Origin of the sequence: Streptomyces sp. NBC_00096 (assembly GCF_045041305.1) — a bacterium.
Lineage (GTDB): Bacteria > Actinomycetota > Actinomycetes > Streptomycetales > Streptomycetaceae > Streptomyces.
This window is the reverse complement of the sequence record NZ_CP108221.1, coordinates 1,162,909-1,185,305: the sequence shown is the minus strand read 5'-3', so window position 1 is coordinate 1,185,305 and position 22,397 is coordinate 1,162,909. Positions and strand designations below refer to the sequence as shown.

Sequence of the window (22,397 nt, the reverse complement as noted above, 5' to 3'; positions counted from 1 at the left end):
GGCACGGATCCGCCGGACCGCCGTAGCTTGGGAGCGCACTCCGGTCCGGCGACAACGGCCCAGGCCCGAAGGATCGTTACGCCACCAACTCCGCCTGTATCCAGGGCAGTCGGGCCCGGCGCCGCCGCGGGAGCCGACACGCTCACCAACGGGTGAGGATGCCCCGGCGGGTGGAGCCGGGACGCCAGGGTGGCCCCATGATCACCCATGCCCTGCGCCGTCGCGCCGCCGCGCTCGCGACCGCCCTCGCCGCCGCCCTGCTGCCGCCGGCCTCCGCCTCCGCCCACGCGGCCGCACCTGCGAACTCGTGCCCCCGGGTCCAGAACCACCTCTTCGCCGCTGCCGACGAACGCGTGGAGGTGGAGCGCATCACCCCGTCCCCGTCCTGGCGGATCAACTGCAAGCAGCTCTACCGCTCGGACGGCCGCCCGCCGTCGGTGGTCTTCGAGGAGGGCTTCCTCCCCAGGGACACCCTGAACGGCCAGTACGACATCGAGAGCTACGTCCTGGTCAACCAGGCCTCCCCGTACGTCTCCACGACCTATGACCACGACCTGTACAAGTCCTGGAAGAGCGGCTGGAACTACTACGTCGACGCCCCGGGCGGCGTCGACGTCAACCAGACCATCGGCGACACCCACAAATACGCCCGCCAGGTCGAGGTGGCCTTCCCCGGAGGCATCGCGCGCTCGTTCATCGTGGCGGTCTGCCCGGTCGACACGGTGAAGAAGATCGAGATCATGGACGAGTGCGTGGACAACCCGAACTACGAGCCCTGGCGCACCAACTACCCGGGTTGATTTCCCGTCCCGCTGGAGCGCCGGCCGCGGCAGCGCCCGGGAGTCGCGCGGTCCGCGTCAGCGACGCCAGCGTTCCGGGTCGGGCCCCTTGCAGGTGTAGACGACGCCGTTCTTGCCGACGCCGGTCGTTCCGGGCGTGGAGCAGAACGCACCCGGGGTGACCGTGCCGGCACCCGAGCCACCCGTACTTGACCCACCGGACGAGGATCCGCCGGATCCGCCGGATCCGCCGGAGTCGTCGCCTTCGTGCGTGGGTGTGGACGGAGGAGCGGGCGCGGGCTTCGGGCGGAGCTCGGTGTTCTTCCCCGCCGGGCACGCCGTGCCGGGGGCGACGAGGTGCACGCTCGTGTTCGCGCTCTTCGGAACCAGCTTCACGCCTCCCTCAGGAGCCTGGAAACAGACGACCCAGTCCGCATGGGCGGCGGGAAGTTCCACGTCGTCGTAGGCGCTGAGCGCGGCGAGCTCGGTGTCGACCAGCTCCTCGACGGCCCTCTCCGCCTCCCCGAAGGACTTGCCCACGACGGCGGGCATCAGGGGGTCCGCGCTCTTCGTCGGTGTGGGCGTGGGCGAGGCGCTCGCCGGGGGCGTGGCCTCGACGGTGACGGTACGGGTGACGGCGGGCTGCGGCTTGGCGTCGTCCGCCGGCTTCTTCGGGGGGTCCGCGGTGAGGAAGGGCGTCAGGAACCAGAGACCCGCCACCACGGTCGCGATGATCTTCGCGGTCCGGTTCCACTGCCCCAGCCAGGCGAGGGCGATGCCCGCGGGCGGGATGACGATCAGCAGGGTGATGATCAGCGCCGGGTGTTGCCACCAGCGCCGTACGGGCGGGTGGGGGTGCGGGTACGGCGGTGGGTAGGTCACATGCGGTCCTTCGGGCGGCGCGCGGCGGGCCCGGCGAGCGTACAGACGATTGGAGTCCGTACCGATCGGTACGCAGAAATCCCTTCCTGCCACGGCCGGTTCGGTCCCAGTCGATGCCGTCCGGGACGAACGCGAAGTCCTCGCCCTGCCGCATCCCGAGGCCACGGCCCACGTCGACCAGGGACGGCGTGCCGATCCGGCCGTTCGTCGCGGATCTTTCGTACGCCCTTACCTGGGCCGCTCAGGCAACCGGCTCACAACGTCTCCTCGTACTTGCCCGCTGCGCTCTGAAGACCGAGGCCCCGTCACCCCGTGTGAAGGGGTGGCGGGGCCTCGTCTGAGGTGATGACCGGTCAGCCGTCAGTCACTCGCTGCACGCGATCCCTAGATGTCGCGGAAGATCTCGATCTGGGCGCCCACCGAGTTGAGGCGTTCCGCCAGTTCCTCGTAGCCGCGGTTGATGACGTAGACGTTGCGCAGGACCGAGGTGCCCTCGGCCGCCATCATGGCCAGGAGGACGACCACCGCCGGGCGGAGGGCAGGCGGGCACATCATTTCCGCCGCGCGCCAGCGGGTCGGGCCCTCGACCAGGACGCGGTGCGGGTCCAGGAGTTGGAGGCGGCCGCCGAGGCGGTTGAGGTCCGTCAGGTAGATGGCCCGGTTGTCGTACACCCAGTCGTGGATCAGGGTCTGGCCCTGGGCCACGGCCGCGATGGCGGCGAAGAACGGGACGTTGTCGATGTTCAGCCCGGGGAAGGGCATCGGGTGGATCTTGTCGATCGGCGCTTCGAGCTTCGACGGGCGGACGGTGAGGTCCACCAGGCGGGTGCGGCCGTTGTCGGCGGTGTACTCGGGGGAGCGGTCGTGGTCGAGGCCCATCTCCTCCAGGACCGCGAGCTCGATCTCCATGAACTCGATCGGGACCCGGCGGATGGTGAGCTCGGACTCGGTGACCACGGCCGCGGCCAGCAGGCTCATCGCCTCGACCGGGTCCTCGGAGGGGGAGTAGTCCACGTCCACGTCGATGTTCGGGACGCCGTGGACCGTCAGGGTCGTGGTGCCGACGCCGTCGACCCGGACGCCGAGCGCCTCCAGGAAGAAGCACAGGTCCTGGACCATGTAGTTGGAGGAGGCGTTGCGGATGACCGTGGTGCCGTCGTGCCGGGCGGCGGCCAGCAGCGCGTTCTCGGTGACGGTGTCCCCGCGCTCGGTCAGCACGATCGGGCGGTCCGGGGAGATCCCGGCCTCGACCTGGGCGTGGTAGATGCCCTCGGTCGCGGTGATGTCCAGGCCGAAGCGGCGCAGGGCGATCATGTGCGGCTCGATGGTGCGGGTGCCGAGGTCGCAGCCACCCGCGTAGGGCAGCTTGAAGTGGTCCATCCGGTGCAGGAGGGGACCCAGGAACATGATGATGCTGCGGGTGCGGCGGGCCGCGTCCGCGTCCATGGCGTCCATGTCGAGGCGGGCCGGCGGAACGAGTTCCAGGTCGACGCCGTCGTTGATCCAGCGGGTGCGGACGCCGATGGAGTTCAGGACCTCCAGGAGGCGGTAGACCTCCTCGATGCGGGCGACCCGGCGGAGCACCGTACGGCCCTTGTTGAGCAGGGAGGCGCAGAGCAGCGCCACGCACGCGTTCTTGCTCGTCTTGACGTCGATCGCGCCGGACAGGCGGCGGCCGCCGACCACGCGCAGGTGCATCGGGCCGGCGTAGCCGAGTGAGACGATCTCGCTGTCGAGGGCTTCCCCGATGCGGGCGATCATCTCAAGGCTGATGTTCTGGTTGCCGCGCTCGATCCGGTTCACGGCGCTCTGGCTGGTGCCGAGTGCGTCCGCGAGCTGACTCTGCGTCCAGCCGCGGTGCTGCCTGGCGTCACGGATGAGCTTGCCGATGCGTACGAGGTAGTCGTCTGCCATGGATGCACCGTATCTCAGATATGAGATGCGGCTCGCGCCCGGTGCGGCGAATGGGTGTGGCGGTGGTGTTACCGGTCGTCAGGTCCCATGGTGGGGGCGGGGCGTGAGTGGTGCGCGGCCGGTCGTCCGAACGGTGGAGTGGGTCGTTTTCGCCCCTCCATGGACAAAGAGGGACAGAAGCTCCTCCCGGGCTACGGCGGGCAGTTGTTCCGGCCGCCGGCCGGGGGGCCGCTCGAGCAGGTCGCAGCGGCCCCCCGGCGTGCCCCTCGGCGTGTCTCCCCCCCCCCGCCGTCCCCCGCCGTGCCCCCCCGCCGTGTCCTCAGTGCCCGCAGGCGTGGTGACGGCCCGTGCCGCCGCCGTGGACAGCCGCGTACGAGGCCGGGCGCGGGCCCGCCGCCGCGGCGCGGGCCACCCGCGCCGAAGCCGCCCGGCCCGACGCCGAATCCGCGTCGTGCACCACACGGCCGCCGACCAGGGTCATCCGTACGCCCGTCCCGCTGATGTCGGCCACCGGACAGCGCGTCACGTCCCGGTCGAGCACCACCAGGTCCGCCGCCTTGCCCGGCTCCACCGTGCCGGTCAGCTCCTCCTGGCGCAGCTGCCACGCCGTCCCCGAGGTGTGCATGCGGAGCACCGAATCCCGGCTCAGCCCCTCGAGCTCCCGGTACAGCTCCCCCTCCCCGGAGGCGCCCCGCCGGTCGATCGCCGTCCGCAGCTGGTTCCACACCTGGAGGGGGTCCACGGGCCAGTCGGAGCCCCCGGTCAGCCGCGCGCCCGCCTTCTCCAGGCTGCGCGCCGGGTACATCCACCGGTGCCGCCCGGGCCCGATGTAGGGGAGCAGGGCCTCCATCGTCCAGGTGTCCCGCGCCGCCCACTGGAGCTGCATGCACGCCGCGACCCCCAGCTGCGCGAAGCGCCGCAGGTCCGCGGGGTCCACGAGCTGCAGGTGCGCCACCGCGTTGCGGGCGTCCCGCTGCCCCGTCACCCGCCTGGCGTACGCGTATCCGTCCAGAGCGGTGCGCACCGCCCGGTCCCCGAGTCCGTGGGCGTGCATCTGCCAGCCCGCCCGGTTGAAGGCGGCGCTGAGCCGGCCGTAGTCCGCCGCCGAGGTGTAGAGCTCGCCCCGGTTCGCGGTCGGCCTGCCGTTCCCGTCGAGGTACGGCTCCAGGAGGGCGGCCGTCTGCGCCGGGTACTCGATGACCCCGTCCAGGAACACCTTGATCATCCCGAACCGGAGCCCCCGCACCCCCTCGAACTCCCGCCGCAGTCCCCGCGCGTACGCCAGCGAGCCCGCCGGGTCCTTGGCCTGCTCCGCGTCCAGCCGGATCGCCGGCACGATCCGCTGCGGCAGCTTCCCCGCCGCCGAGAGCGCCTGGTACAGCTCCAGCTCGTGCGGTCCCACCAGGGCGTCCATCATCGTGGTGACCCCGGACGCGGCGGCCAGCCCCAGCACCCCGGCGCACGCCGCGACCAGTTCGGCCCGCGTGGGCTCGGGCACCAGCCGCTTCACCAGTGCCTGGGCGTCGTCCTTGAGCACGCCCGTCGGCCGTCCGTCGGCGCCCTTGACCACCTTGCCGCCGACCGGGTCGGGGGTGGCCGCCGTGATCCCGGCGATGTCCAGGGCGCGCTGGTTGGCCCACAGGTTGTGCCCGTCGCCGCCGACCAGGACGACCGGCCGCCGGGTGGGGAGCGGGTCCAGCATCGAGTGGTGCGGGTTGGTGCCCACGGGGAGCAGGCCGACCGGATTCCAGTCCTCCACCACCAGCCAGCGGTCGGGTTCGGCGCCGGCGCCGCCGGTGTCGGCGAGGAAGCCGGTCAGGATCCCCCGGAGCTCCTCCGGGGTGGTCTCCGCGCCGTCCAGGGACGGGTTCAGCGAGCGCTCGCCGGCGCCGAGCGGGTGGACGTGGCCGTCGTGGATGCCGCTCATCACCGTGCTGCCGCCGGCGTCGACCACCTCGGTGTCCCGGCCCGCGTACCGGCGCAGCGCCGCGTCGGTCCCGGTGGCCAGGATCTTTCCGTCCCGGCCGACCGCGACGGCCTCCACCCGTCCCCGGCCGCCGGTCCCGGTGAACACCGAGGCGTTGCGCACCACCAGGGCGGCCGAACCCCGCCCGCGGGAAGGTGCGGAGGGTGCGGAGAGGGCGGAAGGGGCAGCGGGGTCGGCCGCGGCGGGCCCCGCCCCCAGCAGGCCGGCCGCCCCGGCGGCCCCGGCGGCGGCGAGGAGTCCCCGGCGGGACAGGGGAGACGAGGGAGATGAGGGAGACGAGGGAGACAGGGGGGAGGAAGAAGACTGCATGCCCACTCCAAACGTTGGTGTGGCCAGGACGCTGTTTGATTAAGGGCTTAACCAGAAGCCGCCTCCGGCGACGAAATCCGTACGATGACGGCGTGCCAGCGCCCGATCCCACCCCCACGCCCGTCCCCACCCCCACCCCCACCCCCATGCCGGCCCCCGCCCCCGTGCCCGGCCCGACCCTCGCCGACATCGCGCGCGCCGCCGAGGTCTCCACGGCGACCGTCTCGCACGCGCTCAACGGCACCGGCCGGCTCGGCGAGTCGACCCGCCGCCGGGTGCGCGAGGTGGCCGGGTCCCTCGGCTACGGAGCCCGGCGCGGCCCGCACAACCGCAGCCTCGGGGTCGCTGTGACCACGTACGCCGGGTTCGCCTGGGACTTCGCGAGGATCGCCTACTTCTCCCGGCTGCTCACGGCCGCCACCTCGGCCGCGCACGCGCACGGTTACGCCCTGACCACGCTGCCCGCCGACCGGGGCGCCGAACCGCTGTGGCACCAGCTCGCGGTGGACGGGATGCTGCTGCTCGACAGTCCGGCCGACGATCCGGTGCTGCGCGCGCTGCGGGCGCGCGGACTGCCCGTGGTCTTCGACGGGCGCCCGCACGACCCCCGGCCGCAGGACGTGTGGGTGGACAACGACCACGAGGCCACCACCCGCCTGGTGCTGGACCACCTCGCGGAATCCGGCGCCCGGCGGATCGCCCTGCATTCGGGGTACGGCGGGGAGCACTACACCGGGGCCGTCACCTCCGCCTACGAACACTGGTGCGCGGAGCGCGGTCGGGCCGTGCGCGTGGTCCCCTTCGACCCGGGTGACGCCGCCGGGCACGCCTTCGACCCGGCCTTCGCCGGCCCGGACCGGCCCGACGCCGTGTACTGCGTGTACGACCCGGGGGGCATGCAGGTGCTCGCCGCGGCCGCGCGCCACGGGATCCCCGTGCCGGGGGCGGTGGGGGGCCGGGAGGGCCTGCTGCTGGTGTGCGCCAGCGAGGACCCGGCCTACGCCGAGAACGAACCCTCCGTGACCACCGTCACCTTCGATCCGGACCTGATCGCCGCCACGGCGGTCTCCGTGCTGGTCAAGCTCGTCGAATCCGGACATGCGGAATCACCTGGTCAGCTGACCGTACCGGCGGGGCTGAGGGTGCGTGCCTCGTCCCGGCCCTCCCGCATGTACTAGAGTTATCTCGACATCGAGATATCTGCCCAAGGCGTTCCGCAGCCGTCCCGCTGGTAAGGGTTACCTAACTTAGCCTCACCTTAGCGGATTGGCCAGAGTGCCACGCGGCAGGATTGCGGTAATACGCGCGAATTCATGCATGAAGGAGACTGTCGTGTCGGCGAACAGCTTCGACGCCCGCAGCACGCTGCAGGTGGGCGACGAGTCGTACGAGATCTTCAAGCTGGACAAGGTCGAGGGCTCCGCCCGCCTTCCCTACAGCCTGAAGGTCCTGCTGGAGAACCTGCTCCGTACCGAGGACGGCGCGAACATCACCGCCGACCACATCCGGTCGCTCGGCAACTGGGACTCGCAGGCCCAGCCCAGCGAGGAGATCCAGTTCACGCCGGCCCGCGTGATCATGCAGGACTTCACCGGCGTCCCCTGCGTCGTGGACCTCGCCACGATGCGCGAGGCCGTGAAGGCCCTCGGCGGCGACGCCTCCAAGATCAACCCGCTGGCGCCGGCCGAGCTGGTCATCGACCACTCCGTCATCGCCGACAAGTTCGGCACCCACGAGGCGTTCGCGCAGAACGTCGAGCTGGAGTACGGCCGCAACAAGGAGCGCTACCAGTTCCTGCGCTGGGGCCAGACCGCCTTCGACGAGTTCAAGGTCGTCCCCCCGGGCACCGGCATCGTCCACCAGGTCAACATCGAGCACCTGGCCCGCACGGTCATGGTCCGTAACGGCCAGGCGTACCCCGACACCCTCGTCGGCACCGACTCGCACACCACCATGGTCAACGGCCTGGGCGTGCTGGGCTGGGGCGTCGGCGGCATCGAGGCCGAGGCCGCGATGCTCGGCCAGCCGGTCTCCATGCTGATCCCGCGCGTCGTCGGCTTCAAGCTGACCGGCGAGCTGCCGGCCGGCACCACCGCCACCGACCTCGTGCTGACGATCACCGAGATGCTGCGCAAGCACGGCGTCGTCGGCAAGTTCGTCGAGTTCTACGGTCAGGGCGTCTCCGCGACCTCGCTGGCGAACCGCGCCACCATCGGCAACATGTCGCCGGAGTTCGGCTCCACCGCCGCGATCTTCCCGATCGACGACGAGACGCTGAAGTACCTGCGCCTCACCGGCCGCGACGCCCAGCAGGTCGCCCTCGTCGAGGCGTACGCCAAGGCCCAGGGCCTGTGGCTGGACCCGGCCGCCGAGCCGGACTTCTCCGAGAAGCTGGAGCTCGACCTCTCCACGGTCGTTCCCTCCATCGCCGGCCCGAAGCGCCCGCAGGACCGCATCATCCTCGCGAACGCCTCGCAGCAGTTCGCCCAGGACGTGCGCAACTACGTCAGCGACGACGAGGAGGCCGGCAAGGAGTCCTTCCCGGCGTCCGACGCCCCGGCGTCCGCCAACGGCGTGCCCACCAAGCCCACCCCGGTGACCCTGGCCGACGGCACCTCCTTCGAGATCGACCACGGCGCCGTCACCGTCGCCGCGATCACCTCGTGCACCAACACCTCGAACCCCTACGTCATGGTCGCCGCGGCGCTCGTGGCGAAGAAGGCCGTCGAGAAGGGCCTCGCCCGCAAGCCGTGGGTCAAGACCACCCTGGCCCCGGGCTCGAAGGTCGTCACCGACTACTTCGACAAGGCCGGTCTGACCCCGTACCTCGACAAGATGGGCTTCAACCTCGTCGGGTACGGCTGCACCACCTGCATCGGCAACTCCGGTCCGCTGGAGGAGGAGATCTCGAAGGCGATCAACGAGGCCGACCTCGCGGTCACCTCGGTGCTCTCGGGCAACCGCAACTTCGAGGGCCGCATCAACCCCGACGTCAAGATGAACTACCTGGCCTCCCCGCCGCTGGTCGTCGCGTACGCCATCGCGGGCTCCATGAAGGTGGACATCACCCGGGACGCCATCGCCACCGACTCCGACGGCAAGCCGGTCTTCCTCGCGGACATCTGGCCCACCGAGGCCGAGGTCAACGACGTCGTCGCGAACGCGATCGGCGAGGACATGTTCAACAAGTCCTACCAGGACGTCTTCGCGGGCGACGCCCAGTGGCAGGCGCTGCCGATCCCGACCGGCAACACCTTCGAGTGGGACCCGCAGTCCACCTACGTGCGCAAGCCCCCTTACTTCGAGGGCATGACGATGGAGACCACCCCGGTCTCCGACATCGCCGGCGCGCGCGTCCTGGCGAAGCTGGGCGACTCGGTCACCACCGACCACATCTCCCCGGCCGGTGCGATCAAGGCCGACACCCCGGCCGGCAAGTACCTCACGGAGCACGGCGTCGAGCGCCGCGACTTCAACTCGTACGGTTCCCGCCGCGGCAACCACGAGGTCATGATCCGCGGTACGTTCGCCAACATTCGCCTCCGCAACCAGATCGCGGCGGGCACCGAGGGCGGCTTCACCCGCGACTTCACCGTCGAGGGCTCCCCGGTCGCCTTCATCTACGACGCCTCGCAGAACTACCAGGCCGCCGGCATCCCGCTGGTGATCCTGGCGGGCAAGGAGTACGGCTCGGGCTCGTCCCGCGACTGGGCGGCCAAGGGCACCGCGCTGCTCGGCGTCAAGGCCGTCATCGCGGAGTCCTACGAGCGCATCCACCGCTCCAACCTGATCGGCATGGGCGTCCTGCCCCTGCAGTACCCCGAGGGCGTCACGGCGGCCTCCCTGGGCCTCACCGGCGAGGAGACCTTCTCCTTCACCGGCGTTGAGGAGCTGAACAACGGCACCACCCCGCGCACGGTCAAGGTCACCACCGACACCGGCGTGGAGTTCGACGCGGTCGTCCGCATCGACACCCCGGGTGAGGCGGACTACTACCGCAACGGCGGAATCATGCAGTACGTGCTCCGCAACCTCATCCGCGGCTAAGCACATACCGGCACCAAAGGGCCGTACCTCCGTTAAGGGGGTACGGCCCTTCCGTTTCTGCGGGCGGCTCCGACGGTCCAGGTCAGGTGACGGTGAGGTCTCAACTCGGAAAAGCCGGGGCCCATACCGGTACATGATCTTGCTCACAGGAGCGGAAGTGGACTATACCTGTGCCCGTCCGGATCACCGCGAAACGAGCGGCCCCGGACGGGGGGACGGCGGGGACCTGCGGTGATGTCCGCTGGGCGGCAGCAGTCGCACTTTCCTTCCTCCCTCACACTCCTGACGAAGGCGAGGACTTGAGCATGGGATCCACCTCCGCCCACGGCGAGAACAGCAACGGCGAGGGCTTCGGCCGCCGGGACCTGATCAAGCGCTCCGCGGCACTCGGCCTGATCGCCGTACCGACGATGAGCTTCCTGTCCGCGTGCGCCTCCGGCTCCGACGAGACGACCAAGGGCAACGAGGCGAAGACGGCCGTCACCAAGGAAAACCCGTTCGGCGTCTCCAAGGGCAGCAAGCTCGACGTGGTCGTCTTCAAGGGCGGCTACGGCGACGACTACGCCAAGGCCTGGGAGGCGGCGTTCGACAAGAAGTGGGGCACCGCTTCCTCCCACCTCTCCACCCAGGAGATCACCTCGAAGCTGCAGCCGCGCTTCAACGGCGGCAACCCGCCGGACGTCGTCGACGACTCCGGCGCCCAGCAGATCAAGCTGGACGTGCTCGCCACCGGCAACCAGCTGGCCGACCTCACCGCGGTGCTCGACGCCCCGTCGCTCGACGACCCGAGCAAGAAGGTCCGCGACACGCTGATGCCCGGGACCGTCGAAGGCGGCATGATCGGCGGCAAGTTCGTCGCCCTGCAGTACGTCTACACCGTCTGGGGCCTGTGGTACTCGGGCAAGCTCTTCAAGGAGAAGGGCTGGACCCCGCCGAAGACCTGGCCCGAGTTCATGGACATCTGTCAGAAGGCCAAGGCGGCCGGCATCGGCGGCCTGGCCCACCAGGGCAAGTACCCGTACTACATCAACGTCGCCATCATGGACCTGATCGCCAAGAAGGGCGGCCTGGATGCCATGAAGGCGATCGACAACCTGGAGCCGAACGCCTTCGCGGACAACCCGGTGGCGCTGGAGGCCGTCGAGGCGATCTACGAGATCGTCGAGAAGGACCTGCTGATGCCGGGCACCAACGGCCTGACGCACACCGAGTCCCAGACCCAGTGGAACCAGGGCAAGGCCGCCTTCATCACCTCCGGCTCCTGGCTGGAGAACGAGCAGCTCAAGCAGACCCCGGAAGACTTCGACATGCAGTTCCTGCCGATGCCGGTGCTGCCCGGGAGCAAGCTGCCCTTCGAGGCCATCCGCGCCGGTGCCGGCGAGCCCTTCATCGTCCCGGAGAAGGCCGCCAACAAGGCCGGCGGCCTGGAGTTCCTCCGCTCGATGCTGTCGCGCGAATGGTCGACCCTCTTCGCGCAGCAGGCCAACTCCCTCACCGTCCTCAAGGACGGCGTCGACCCGGCGGTCAAGCTCCGCCCGGGCACCCAGTCGGCCGTGGCGGCGCTCAAGGCGGCCGGGGACAATACCTTCAACTACCGCTACGCGGACTGGTACAGCGCGATGGGCACGGAGCTCGAGAACGCGTCCAATGAGCTGATGGCCAAGCGCATCCAGCCCAAGGAATGGATCAAGCGGGCCCAGGCTGCGGTAGACAAGGCGACCAAGGACCCGAACGCCAAGAACAACAAGCGCAGCTGACAACAGCGTCCACCGGTCACCCGGAAACACCAGGGACGGACACCATGAGCCATGTAGTGAACAGCAAGGGGCGGGGCGGCTTCATCGCCGGCTTCCTCATCCTGCCCCTCGCGTTGTACCTGACCTTTGTCATCTGGCCGTACATTCAGACGTTCGGCTATTCCTTCACCAACTGGACGGGTCAGTCACCGACTTTCGACTTCGTCGGGCTGGACAACTACTCGGCCCTGCTGAAGGACGAGGTCTTCCGCGGCGCGCTGCTGCACAACCTGCTGCTCCTGGTGTTCGTCCCGACGGTCACCATCCTGATCTCCCTGTTCTTCGCCTTCATGCTGAACGCCGGTGGGCGCAGCGGGGCCGGCGGAGTCCAGGGGGTGGCGGGTTCCGCCCTCTACAAGGTGATCTACTTCTTCCCGCAGGTCCTCTCCCTCGCGATCCTCGCGGTGCTCTTCGGAGCCGTGTACCGCAGCGACGAGGGAGGGCTGCTGAATGGATTCCTCACCAAACTGGGCCTGGTCGACCCGGCCCACCCCATCGAATGGCTCAACGAGCCCAATTTCGTCCTCTGGTGCCTGCTGCTCGTGGTCGTCTGGCACGGGGTCGGCTTCTACCTCGTCCTCTTCTCGGCCGCCATGCAGTCGGTCCCCAGGGACATCTACGAAGCCGCACTCCTCGACGGCGCGGGGCGCGCCCAGACCTTCTTCAAGGTCACGCTGCCCCTGCTGTGGGATTCTGTGCAGACCTCCGCGGTCTATCTGGGCATCGCCGCGATGGACATGTTCGTCCTCGTGTCGACCATGACCTCGGGCCAGTTCGGCGGCGGACCGGACCACCACAGCGAGGTCATGGCGACGGTGCTGATGCGTAACTTCCTCTACTTCGGCAAGGCCGGCTACGCCTGCGCCATGGGGGTCGTGATGCTCGTCCTCACCCTGATCCTCTCCGCCATCACGCTGCGGGCCACTCGCCGCGAGCACGTCGAGTTCTAGCGGGAGACCACGATGACCACAGTGATCAAAGCACCGGGCGAGGCGGCAGCCGAGAAGCGCGCCACCGCCACCGGGCAGCCCGGAGGGAAGCGCAAGAGCGGTTCCGACGGCATGGTCCTCAACGTCTTCTCGCACGGCTTCCTCGCCGTGTGGGGGATACTGATCGTCCTGCCGCTGATCTGGCTGGTGCTCGGCTCGTTCAAGACCGACGTGCAGATCGGTGAATCGGCCCTGAGCTGGCCGGCCAACTGGCACTTCGACGCCTTCCCGCGCGCCTGGAACAAGGGCATCGGGAGCTATTTCGCCAACACGCTGATCGTGATGGTGTTCTCGGTTCCGCTGACGATGCTGCTCGGCTCGATGGCCGCGTACGTCCTGGCCCGCTACCCCTTCCGGGGCAACCGGGCGATCTACTACTTCTTCGTCAGCGGGGCCATGTTCCCGGTCTTCCTGGCGCTGGTCCCGCTGTTCTTCATGGTGAAGCGGCTGGACATGCTCAACACGTACCAGGGGCTGGTCCTGGTGTACGTGGCGTACTCGATGCCGTTCACCGTCTTCTTCATGCACTCGTTCTTCCGGACGCTGCCGACGGCCGTGCACGAGGCCGCGGTGATCGACGGCGCCTCGCACACCCGGATCTTCTTCCAGGTGATGCTGCCGATGGCCAAGCCCGGCCTGATCAGCGTCGGGATATTCAATGTCCTGGGGCAGTGGAACCAGTACATCCTGCCGTCGGTGCTGATGCAGCCACAGACGGGATCGGACCCCGAGCGCTACATGCTCACCCAGGGCCTGATCCAGTTGCAGTACCAGATGGGCTACGAGACGGACCTGCCGGTGCTGTTCGCCGGCGTGACCATCGCGATGATCCCGATGCTGGTGGTCTACCTGTCCTTCCAGCGGCAGATCCAGGCCGGCCTGACCTCCGCGACGCTCAAGTAGCGGAAGCGGAGGGGTCGGGGACCACCGACCAGCTGACCGCCGAGACGGAGGGGTCGAGAGAGAGGTTGCTGACGGCTGCCTCGAGCATCCGGCCCCCCTCGCCCTCGGCGGTCAGCAGCGCGGACACCGTCACCAGGCCGGCCTCCGGGCCGTCCTGGCTGCGGATCGAGCGCAGCTGGTAGCCCGGCCGGCCCAGCGCGTCGACCAGCCGGTGGCGGATGTGGGCCTCCTCCGACTCCAGGCACACGGCCTCGAAGTGGAAGTCGGTGGCCACTTCGGCCCCGCCCCCCGGTTCGCGGTCCATGCGCCGGCCCAGCGGGCGCAGCAGGAGGTTGGCCCCCACCACGCCCGCCGTGCCGAAGGCCGCCAGGAGGAACATCCCGGTGCCGGCGAGGCAGCCCACCGCCGCCGAACACCACAGGGTGGCCGCCGTGTTCAGGCCCCGGACGCTCAGCCCGTCGCGCATGATCACGCCCGCGCCGAGGAAGCCGATCCCCGAGACGATCTGGGCGGCGACCCGCGAGCCGTCGTACCCGACCTCCGAGACCTCGCTCATGAACCCGTACTGCGAGAGCAGTACGAAGAGCGCGGCGCCGCCCGCCACCAGGGCGTTGGTCCGCAGGCCCGCCATCCGGGCCCGCCACTGCCGTTCCAGGCCGATCGCCGCCCCGAATCCGAGCGCCGCGGCCAGGTGCCCGGCCATCACCCATTCGGTGGGCATCATCGGCCCGCTCCCTTCTTTCCGGCGGCTCTCAGAGCCAGGTGCCGAACTTGCGGATGTACACGGTCTTCAGCAGCTGCGTGAGCGTGCAGTACGCGAGCAGCACGCCGATCAGCCACGGGAAGTAGCTCGCCGGCAGGGGCACGAAGCCCAGCGAGGCGGCCAGCGGCGAGAAGGGCAGGAAGAGCCCGGTCAGCACCGCGAGGACGGTCATCACCATCACCGGCCAGGAGGCCCGGGACTGGATGAAGGGGATCTTGCGCGTACGGATCATGTGGACGATCAGGGTCTGCGAGAGCAGGCCCTCGATGAACCAGCCGGACTGGAAGAGCGCCTGGTTCGCCTCGGTGTTGGCCGCGAAGACGTTCCACATGACGACGAACATCGCGATGTCGAAGATCGAGCTGATCGGGCCGATGCAGAGCATGAAGCGGCCGATGCCCTTGGCGTCCCAGTTGCGGGGCTTGCGCAGGTACTCCTCGTCCATCCGGTCCCACGGCGTGGCCAGCTGGGCGATGTCGTAGACCAGGTTCTGGACCAGCAGCATGATCGCGAGCATCGGCTGGAAGGGGATGAAGGCGCTCGCCACCAGCACCGAGAAGACGTTGCCGAAGTTGGAGCTGGCCGTCATCTTGATGTACTTGATCGTGTTGCCGAAGGTGGTCCGGCCCTGGATCACGCCCTGCTCCAGGACGGTCAGGTCCTTCTCCAGCAGGATGATGTCGGCGGACTCCTTGGCGATGTCGACGGCGGTGTCGACCGAGATGCCGACGTCCGCGTCGCGCAGTGCCGCCGCGTCGTTGATGCCGTCCCCGAGGAAGCCGACCGTGTGTCCGTCGGCCTGCAGGGCCCGCACGATACGGGCCTTCTGGACCGGGTTGACCTTGGCGAACACCGTCGTACGGGCGGCCAGCTCGCGCAGTGCCGCGTCGTCGAGGGCGTCGATCTCGGTGCCGCCGACCACGTGGCCGACGGTGAGGCCGACGTCGGCGCAGACCCGGGCGGCGACGAGCTCGTTGTCGCCGGTCACCACCTTCACCGCGATGCCCTTGTCCGCGAGGCCCTGCAGGGCCCGGGCGGCGTCGGCCTTCGGCGGGTCGAGGAAGGCGAGGAAGCCGACCAGGGTCAGCTGGTCCTCGTCGGCGACCGTGTAGGTGTCGCGCGGTGCCGCGATCGTGCGGGTGGCCACGGCGAGGACGCGCAGCCCCTTGCGGTTGTTGTCCTCCGCGATGCGGCTGACGTGCCACCGCAGCTGCTCGGTGAGCTCCACCCGCTGCCCACGGTCCGTCATGTGGGTGCACAGGCCGAGGACTTCCTCCACGGCACCCTTGGTGATCATGACGTGCTCGGAGCGGCCGGGGCCGCCCACGATGCCGTTGCGGTTGAGGACCACGGACATCCGGCGCCGGGCGAAGTCGAAGGGGATCTCGTCGACCATCGAGAACCGTGCGTCGACGACAACCTCCTCGGCCTCGTCCACGCGGTCGATGACCGCCTGGTCCATCAGGTTCTTCAGACCGGTCTGGAAGTGCGAGTTGAGGTAGCCGTACTCCAGGACCTCGTTGTCGTCGTCGCCGTGCACGTCCAGGTAGCGGTCCAGGACGATCCGGTCCTCGGTGAGGGTGCCGGTCTTGTCCGTGCAGAGCACGTCCATCGCGCCCAGGTTCTGGATCGCGTTGAGCCGCTTGACGACCACCTTGCGCTTGGACATGGCCACCGCGCCCCGCGCCAGGTTGGCGGAGACCACCATCGGGAGCATCTCGGGGGTCAGGCCCACGGCCACGGCGATGCCGAGGAGGAAGGCGGCTTCCCAGTCGCCCTTGGTGAAGCCGTTGATCATGAAGACGACGGGGACCATCACCAGCATGAAGCGGATCAGCAGGAAGCTGACCTTGCGCACGCCGGTGTCGAAGTTGGTCTCGGGGCGCTCGCCGACCAGGGAGCCGGCCATCGAGCCGAAGTAGGTGCCGGCGCCCGTGGCGACGACGACTCCGGTGGCGGTGCCGGAGGTCACCGAGGTGCCCATCAGGCAGATGTTGTCGGCCTCGACGGGGTCGGTGGTCTCGAACTGGCCGAGGTCGTCCGTCCGGGTGTCGGCCTTGGCGACCGGCAGGGACTCGCCGGACAGGGCGGCCTGGCTGACCATCAGGTCCTTGGCGGTGATCAGCCGCAGGTCGGCCGGGATCAGGTCGCCGGCGGCGAGCTTGACCACGTCGCCCGGGACCACCTGGTCCATCGGGATCTCGAAGGTGGTGGCCCCCGAGCCGCTGCCTGCCCGGCGCTGCACCGCGCAGGTGGTGGTGACGAGCTGCTTGAGCGCGTCGGCGGCGCGGCCCGAGCGGTACTCCTGCCAGAAGCGGAGCAGGCCGCTGATCCCGACCATCACCGAGAGGATGATGACGCCCGGGTCGCCGGGCTCCTGCCAGTACATGACGGCGGCCAGGAAGACCAGGACCGCGATGAAGGGGTTCCAGTACGCCTTCGCCAGCTGGACGTACCAGCGCGGGGCGCGCTCCTGGGCGATGACGTTGGCGCCGTGCCGCTCCAGGCGCAGCGCGGCCTCGGCGTGGGTGAGCCCGTTGCGGGAGGCGTCCACGTCCTGGAGGACCTGGACGCCCGCGCGGGCACTGATCCCGGCGAGCCGCTCGCCGACGGTCCGGGTGCGGGCCTCCAGCTCGGCGGCCTTGCGCTCGCGGCGGGCCCGGCCCGGCGGTGCGAGCTTCGTGGGGGTACGGGGGGTGAGCATGGTCATGACGAAAACCTCCCTCCACGGCGTCCGGGCAGCGCGAAGCCGCGCGGTCACGTGGAGTGATCATGGGTCGGCGCGGGACGGCACGTACGGCCGCGGGGTACGCCGATGGGCATGGATGACGCGCGCCCGACCGAAGTGTCAGGGCGTGCGGAAGGGGTTGCGAAGATGAATGCAGGAACGCACGGGGGCGACGCGGGGCCACGGCCGTGCACACTCGAAGAAGGGCCGGAACCTCAGAAGGGCTCAGCCGAAGAGAGCGCTGCAAGGACTTCGATCGGGACTCATCCCGAACACCTCCTTGCGTAGCGCTGTCATTACAGGGGGCGCCCGGTCCGCTCTTGCGAGCCCGTTGAAGGCCGCGAAGACCAGCGCCACGGCGACCGTAGCACGATGTGGATGGAGGTTTCTCTCATACTTATGACCGGTAGTGCCCGATTCGTACTGCGTCGGCCTCTTGACGTCTGGATGCGCAAAGGCTCGACTTAAGGTTCACAAGTTGGAGAGACGCCGGGGTCTCGTGTCAGTCGGGGCATGCAGCCGCTGACGGCCCCGGCCGGGGGGCGACGGCTTGCCGTTGCTTATGGGCAGGAGTGGATGAGTCGTGCAGACTCCCGGATCGCAGTCTTCACTGCATCGCGCGAATCTGGAGCGCGTCGTACGGGCGGTGCGGCTCGCGGGTTCGCTGACCCAGGCGGAGATCGCCCGGACCACCGGACTGTCGGCGGCCACGGTCTCCAACATCGTCCGGGAGCTCAAGGAGGCCGGGACCGTCGAGGTCACGGACACCTCGGCCGGCGGCCGGCGGGCCCGCAGCGTCTCCCTCAGTGGTGACGCGGGCATCGTGATCGGCGTCGACTTCGGCCACACCCACCTGCGGGTGGCCGTCGGCAACCTCGCGCACCAGGTGCTGGCCGAGGAGTCCGAGCCGCTGGACGTGGACGCCTCCTGGGTGGACGGCTTCGACCGGGCGGAAGCCCTGGTGGGACGGCTGATCGCGGGCATCGGGGTCGGCCGCGACAAGGTCATCGGCGTGGGGCTCGGCGTCCCCGGCCCCATCGACCTGGAGTCGGGCACCCTCGGCTCCACCGCGATCCTGCCGGGCTGGGCGGGGATCAACCCGCGGCGCGAGCTCTCGCAGCGCCTCGGCGTGCCCGTGTACGTGGACAACGACGCGAACCTCGGAGCCCTCGGTGAACTCGTTTGGGGGAGCGGCCGGGGAGTGAAAGATCTGGCCTACATCAAGGTGGCCAGCGGGGTGGGCGCCGGGCTCGTGATCAACGGCCAGATCTACCGGGGACCCGGCGGCACGGCCGGCGAGATCGGGCACATCACCCTGGACGAATCGGGCCCGGTCTGCCGCTGCGGCAACCGCGGCTGCCTGGAGACCTTCGCCGCCGCCCGGTACGTGCTGCCGCTCCTGCAGAGCAGCCACGGAGCGGAGTTGACGATGGAGCGGGTGGTCGAGCTGGCCCGGGACGGGGACCCCGGCTGCCGCCGGGTCATCACCGACGTGGGCCGTCACATCGGCAGCGGCGTGGCCAGTCTGTGCAACCTCCTGAACCCGAGCCGGGTGGTCCTGGGCGGCTCGCTCGCGGACGCGGGTGAACTGGTGCTGGCGCCCATCCGTGAATCCGTGGGGAGGTACGCGATTCCCAGTGCGGCCCGGCAGTTGTCGGTGCTCACGGGGTCCTTGGGCGGGCGCGCCGAGGTGCTGGGAGCCCTGGCCCTCGTACTGAGTGAGATGGGCGATTCGACGCTTTTGACGGAAAATGGCAGTGGAGTGCGAGCACCAGCCGTCTTGTCTTCAGTTAGATAACGGATGGCACCGTTGTCATCTCGTTAAGGATTCACTCCTTGACGGCAAACTTGCGGCCGGGGTTGACTCACATCCACCTCGGCCGCAGCGTTGCGGCCTCGTCAGGGAGGTTCAAGTAATGAACACGCAGATGCGCAGAGCCGCCGTAGCTGTTGCCGCCGGCGCCATGGCCGTCTCGCTGGCCGCTTGCGGCAGTGCGAAGGAGTCCGGGGACAAGAAGGACTCGACCGCCGCCGTCAAGGGCAACGCGATCAAGGTCGGCCTGCTCCTGCCGGAGAACCAGACCGCGCGTTACGAGAAGTTCGACAAGCCGCTCATCGAGAAGGCCGTCAAGGACCTCACCGCGGGCAAGGGCGAGGTCGTCTACGCCAACGCCAAGCAGGACGCGGGCACGCAGAGCAACCAGGTCGACACGATGATCACCAACAAGGTGAACGTCCTGATCATCGACGCGGTGGACTCCAAGGCCATCGCGGGCTCGGTCAAGAAGGCCAAGGACGCGGGCATCCCCGTCGTGGCCTACGACCGCCTCGCCGAGGGCCCGATCGACGCCTACACCTCCTTCGACAACGAAGAGGTCGGCAAGGTCCAGGGCAAGGCGCTCCTGGAGGCCCTGGGCGACAAGGCCAAGGACGGCCAGATCGTCATGATGAACGGGTCCGTCACCGACCCGAACGCCGCCCTGTTCAAGAAGGGCGCCCACTCCGTCCTCGACGGCAAGGTGAACATCGGCAAGGAGTACGACACGGTCGAGTGGAAGCCGGAGAACGCCAACACCAACATGGCGGCCGCGCTCTCGGCGCTCGGCAAGGACAAGGTCATCGGCGTCTACTCCGCCAACGACGGCATGGCCGGAGGCATCATCACCGCCCTCAAGGCGGCCGGCGCCAACCCCCTGCCGCCGGTCACCGGCCAGGACGCCGAACTCGCCGGTGTGCAGCGGATCGTCGCGGGCGAGCAGTTCATGAGCGTCTACAAGCCGTACGCCCCCGAGGCCGAGGCTGCCGCGAAGATGGCCGTGGCCCTCGCCAAGGGCGACTCGATCGCGACCGTCGCCACCGCCAAGGTCGACAGCCCCACCACCAAGCAGGTTCCGTCCCTGCTGATCCCGGTCGTCTCGCTGACCAAGGACAACGTCAAGGACACCGTCATCCGCGACAACGTGTACTCGGCCAACGAGATCTGCACCGACAAGTACACGGCCGCCTGCGCGGCCGACGGCCTGAAGTAAGGCCCCCGGCCGCTCGGTTCGCCGAGCCGGCCCCCCAATCCTGTCCGGCGCTCCCGCCTCCACATCCCGCCACCGGCGGGGCGCCGGACAGAAACGATTCTTCCCAATACCCCCGTGGTCCTGCTCTTTTGCACGACATCCCCGCCGGTCAGGCGGCAAGGAGATGGTTCATGTGTCCGCTGCGCCCGTACTGGCGTTGCGAGGGGTCTCGAAGCGGTTCGGCGCCGTTCAGGCCCTCACCGACGTAGAACTCGAGATCCACTCCGGCGAGGTGGTCGCCCTCGTCGGCGACAACGGCGCCGGTAAGTCCACGCTGGTCAAGACGATCGCCGGCGTGCACCCCATCGATGACGGAGTCATCGAGTGGGAGGGCCGCCCGGTCACGATCACCAAGCCCCACGACGCCCAGAACCTGGGCATCGCGACGGTCTACCAGGACCTCGCGCTGTGCGACAACATCGATGTCGTCGGCAACCTCTTCCTGGGCCGCGAGCTGAAGCGGCGCGGGACCCTGGACGAGGTGGAGATGGAGCGGCGCGCCCGCGAGCTCCTGACCACCCTGTCCATCCGGATCCCGAGCGTCCGCATTCCCATCGCCTCGCTCTCCGGCGGCCAGCGCCAGACCGTGGCGATCGCCCGCTCGATGCTGGGCGAGCCCAAGCTCGTCATCCTCGACGAGCCCACCGCCGCCCTCGGCGTCGAGCAGACCGCCCAGGTCCTCGACCTGGTCGAGCGGCTGCGCGAGCGCGGTCACGCCGTCATCCTCATCAGCCACAACATGGCCGACGTGAAGGCCGTGGCGGACAAGGTGGCCGTCCTGCGGCTGGGCCGCAACAACGGCGTCTTCTCCGTGAAGGACACGTCGCAGGAAGAGATCATCTCCGCCATCACCGGGGCCACGGACAACGCCGTGACCCGCCGGGCGGCCCGCACAGGGGAGGCCCGCAAGTGAGCACCCAGAATCCGACCGGGCACATAGACCCCGTCAACCCGGCCGCGGCGCACGACGCCATCCCGGCCGTCGACCCCCGGCTGCTCGTGCGCGAGCAGGGGCTGTCCGGGTACGTGAGCGAGTTCGGCCGCAAGCTCAAGTCCGGCGACCTGGGTTCCGTACCCGTCGTCCTCGGCCTGATCATCATCTGGAGCATCTTCCAGAGCCTGAACTCCAACTTCCTCGGCCCCGAGAACCTCACCAACATCGCGATCACGATGACGGCCACCGGCATGATCGCGGTCGGCATCATCTTCGTCCTGCTGCTCGGCGAGATCGACCTCTCGGTCGGCTCTGTCAGCGGCGTCTCGGGCGCGATCGTGGCGGTCCTCGCGGTCACCCACGGCGTCAACGAATGGCTGGCCATCCTCGCGGCGATCGCCGGGGGTGCCCTGATCGGCTCCATCCACGGCTTCTTCTTCGCCAAGATCGGCGCACCGGCCTTCGCCGTCACCCTGTCGGGCCTGCTCTTCTGGTCCGGCGCCATGCTGCAGATCCTCGGCAGCAACGGCACGATCAACCTCGACTCCGAGGGCGTGGTCGGCAAGCTGACCACGTACTTCTTCTCGGACGTGGCCGTCGGCTACGGGCTCGCCGCCGTCGCCGTGGTCGGGTACTTCCTCGCCACGTTCTTCGACGCCCGGCGCCGCGAGGCCGCCGGGGTGCCCTCCCGGCCGGTCGGCGAGATCGTGCTGCGCACCGCCCTCCTCGCGGTGTTCACCTTCGGTCCCGCCGTCGTGTTCAACCAGTACAAGGGCCTGCCGCTCGCGGTCGTGCTCTTCCTGCTGGCCCTGGTCGCCACGGACTTCGTCCTGCGGCGCACCACCTTCGGCCGCCAGGTCTTCGCGCTCGGCGGCAGCGTCGAGGCCTCCCGCCGCGCCGGCATCAACGTCAACCGGGTCCGGATCACGGTCTTCGCGATCGCCGGCACCTTCGCGGCGATCGGCGGCCTCTTCTGGGCCTCCAAGATCGCGGCGGCGAACCAGAGCGCCGGAGCCGGCGACCTGCTGATGAACGTGATCGCGGCGGCCGTCATCGGCGGCACCAGCCTCTTCGGCGGCCGCGGCCGGACCTGGAACGCCCTCCTCGGCGTCATGGTCATCACCTCCATCCAGTACGGTCTGGCCCTGGAGGGAATCGCGACGCCGATCCAGTACATGATCACCGGCGCCGTACTGCTCGCCACCGTGGTGATCGACTCGGTCACCCGCAAGACGCAGAAGACGGCCGGGCGCGCCTGATCGGCGCGTTCGGAGCGTGATCCGGCGGTAAGAACCGTC

Annotated in this window: 15 protein-coding genes; 10 read left to right on the top strand and 5 right to left on the bottom strand. The window is 69.4% G+C overall.

The window, feature by feature from the left end:
* Positions 1–197: 197 nt before the first annotated feature.
* Positions 198–800 (top strand): ADP-ribosyltransferase, encoded by a 603-nt coding sequence (locus tag OG904_RS05095; RefSeq protein ID WP_405487807.1) that lies wholly within the window; start codon positions 198–200, stop codon positions 798–800.
* A 57-nt stretch (positions 801–857) separates the two neighbouring features.
* Here OG904_RS05095 and OG904_RS05090 read toward each other — a convergent pair whose 3' ends face one another.
* From OG904_RS05090 to OG904_RS05080, 3 genes are all read right to left on the bottom strand, one after another.
* Entirely contained in the window at positions 858–1,661 is an 804-nt protein-coding gene (locus tag OG904_RS05090; protein WP_405487805.1) for a hypothetical protein, read from the bottom strand.
* 384 nt (positions 1,662–2,045) lie between these two features.
* Positions 2,046–3,575: a UDP-N-acetylglucosamine 1-carboxyvinyltransferase gene (locus tag OG904_RS05085; RefSeq protein ID WP_243331486.1), complete on the bottom strand. Its 1,530-nt coding sequence runs from the start codon at positions 3,573–3,575 to the stop codon at positions 2,046–2,048.
* Positions 3,576–3,894: 319 nt separating this feature from the next.
* Positions 3,895–5,667, bottom strand: a complete 1,773-nt coding sequence (locus tag OG904_RS05080; RefSeq protein ID WP_405487803.1) for an amidohydrolase — start codon at positions 5,665–5,667, stop codon at positions 3,895–3,897.
* Between the two features lie 296 nt (positions 5,668–5,963).
* Here OG904_RS05080 and OG904_RS05075 point away from each other — a divergent pair, with 296 nt between their 5' ends.
* The 5 genes from OG904_RS05075 (at position 5,964) to OG904_RS05055 (ending at position 13,606) form a co-directional block, all read left to right on the top strand.
* Positions 5,964–7,049: a LacI family DNA-binding transcriptional regulator gene (locus OG904_RS05075; RefSeq protein ID WP_405487801.1), complete on the top strand. Its 1,086-nt coding sequence runs from the start codon at positions 5,964–5,966 to the stop codon at positions 7,047–7,049.
* A gap of 154 nt (positions 7,050–7,203) precedes the next feature.
* Positions 7,204–9,918 carry an aconitate hydratase AcnA gene (gene acnA, locus OG904_RS05070; protein ID WP_328301375.1) on the top strand — a complete coding sequence of 905 codons (2,715 nt, stop codon included), beginning with the start codon at positions 7,204–7,206 and terminating at the stop codon, positions 9,916–9,918.
* 305 nt (positions 9,919–10,223) lie between these two features.
* Positions 10,224–11,675, top strand: a complete 1,452-nt coding sequence (gene ngcE / locus OG904_RS05065) for an N-acetylglucosamine/diacetylchitobiose ABC transporter substrate-binding protein (protein WP_405487798.1) — start codon at positions 10,224–10,226, stop codon at positions 11,673–11,675.
* A gap of 44 nt (positions 11,676–11,719) precedes the next feature.
* Positions 11,720–12,664 carry a carbohydrate ABC transporter permease gene (locus OG904_RS05060; protein ID WP_405487796.1) on the top strand — a complete coding sequence of 315 codons (945 nt, stop codon included), beginning with the start codon at positions 11,720–11,722 and terminating at the stop codon, positions 12,662–12,664.
* Between the two features lie 12 nt (positions 12,665–12,676).
* Positions 12,677–13,606 (top strand): carbohydrate ABC transporter permease, encoded by a 930-nt coding sequence (locus tag OG904_RS05055; protein ID WP_405487794.1) that lies wholly within the window; start codon positions 12,677–12,679, stop codon positions 13,604–13,606.
* Here OG904_RS05055 and OG904_RS05050 read toward each other — a convergent pair.
* Positions 13,599–14,330: an MgtC/SapB family protein gene (locus tag OG904_RS05050; RefSeq protein WP_405487792.1), complete on the bottom strand. Its 732-nt coding sequence runs from the start codon at positions 14,328–14,330 to the stop codon at positions 13,599–13,601. The two genes, OG904_RS05055 and OG904_RS05050, sit on opposite strands and share 8 nt — an antisense overlap.
* Positions 14,331–14,358: 28 nt before the next feature.
* Entirely contained in the window at positions 14,359–17,079 is a 2,721-nt protein-coding gene (gene mgtA / locus OG904_RS05045) for a magnesium-translocating P-type ATPase (RefSeq protein ID WP_405487790.1), read from the bottom strand.
* Positions 17,080–17,680: 601 nt separating this feature from the next.
* On the opposite strand from mgtA, the gene OG904_RS05040 reads away from it, so the two are divergent.
* From OG904_RS05040 to OG904_RS05025, 4 genes are all read left to right on the top strand, one after another.
* On the top strand, positions 17,681–18,895 hold the full coding sequence (locus OG904_RS05040; protein ID WP_405487788.1) for an ROK family protein: 1,215 nt from the start codon (positions 17,681–17,683) through the stop codon (positions 18,893–18,895).
* A 118-nt stretch (positions 18,896–19,013) separates the two neighbouring features.
* Positions 19,014–20,126: a substrate-binding domain-containing protein gene (locus tag OG904_RS05035; RefSeq protein ID WP_405487786.1), complete on the top strand. Its 1,113-nt coding sequence runs from the start codon at positions 19,014–19,016 to the stop codon at positions 20,124–20,126.
* 163 nt (positions 20,127–20,289) lie between these two features.
* A complete protein-coding gene (locus OG904_RS05030; RefSeq protein WP_405487784.1) occupies positions 20,290–21,078 on the top strand; it encodes an ATP-binding cassette domain-containing protein in 789 nt (262 codons plus the stop codon).
* Positions 21,075–22,358 (top strand): sugar ABC transporter permease, encoded by a 1,284-nt coding sequence (locus tag OG904_RS05025; protein WP_405487782.1) that lies wholly within the window; start codon positions 21,075–21,077, stop codon positions 22,356–22,358. The genes OG904_RS05030 and OG904_RS05025 overlap by 4 nt, the downstream gene beginning before the upstream one ends.
* The last annotated feature ends 39 nt before the right edge of the window (positions 22,359–22,397 follow it).

Excerpts from the sequence above, each read along its gene's own strand:
- OG904_RS05060 (WP_405487796.1), top strand. The coding sequence starts at position 11,720 with ATGAGCCATGTAGTGAACAGCAAGGGGCGGGGCGGCTTCATCGCCGGC.
- OG904_RS05055 (WP_405487794.1), top strand. The coding sequence starts at position 12,677 with ATGACCACAGTGATCAAAGCACCGGGCGAGGCGGCAGCCGAGAAGCGC.
- OG904_RS05095 (WP_405487807.1), top strand. The coding sequence starts at position 198 with ATGATCACCCATGCCCTGCGCCGTCGCGCCGCCGCGCTCGCGACCGCC.
- OG904_RS05050 (WP_405487792.1), bottom strand. The coding sequence starts at position 14,330 with ATGATGCCCACCGAATGGGTGATGGCCGGGCACCTGGCCGCGGCGCTC.
- OG904_RS05035 (WP_405487786.1), top strand. The coding sequence starts at position 19,014 with ATGAACACGCAGATGCGCAGAGCCGCCGTAGCTGTTGCCGCCGGCGCC.
- ngcE (WP_405487798.1), top strand. The coding sequence starts at position 10,224 with ATGGGATCCACCTCCGCCCACGGCGAGAACAGCAACGGCGAGGGCTTC.
- OG904_RS05085 (WP_243331486.1), bottom strand. The coding sequence starts at position 3,575 with ATGGCAGACGACTACCTCGTACGCATCGGCAAGCTCATCCGTGACGCC.
- OG904_RS05030 (WP_405487784.1), top strand. The coding sequence starts at position 20,290 with ATGGTTCATGTGTCCGCTGCGCCCGTACTGGCGTTGCGAGGGGTCTCG.
- mgtA (WP_405487790.1), bottom strand. The coding sequence starts at position 17,079 with ATGACCATGCTCACCCCCCGTACCCCCACGAAGCTCGCACCGCCGGGC.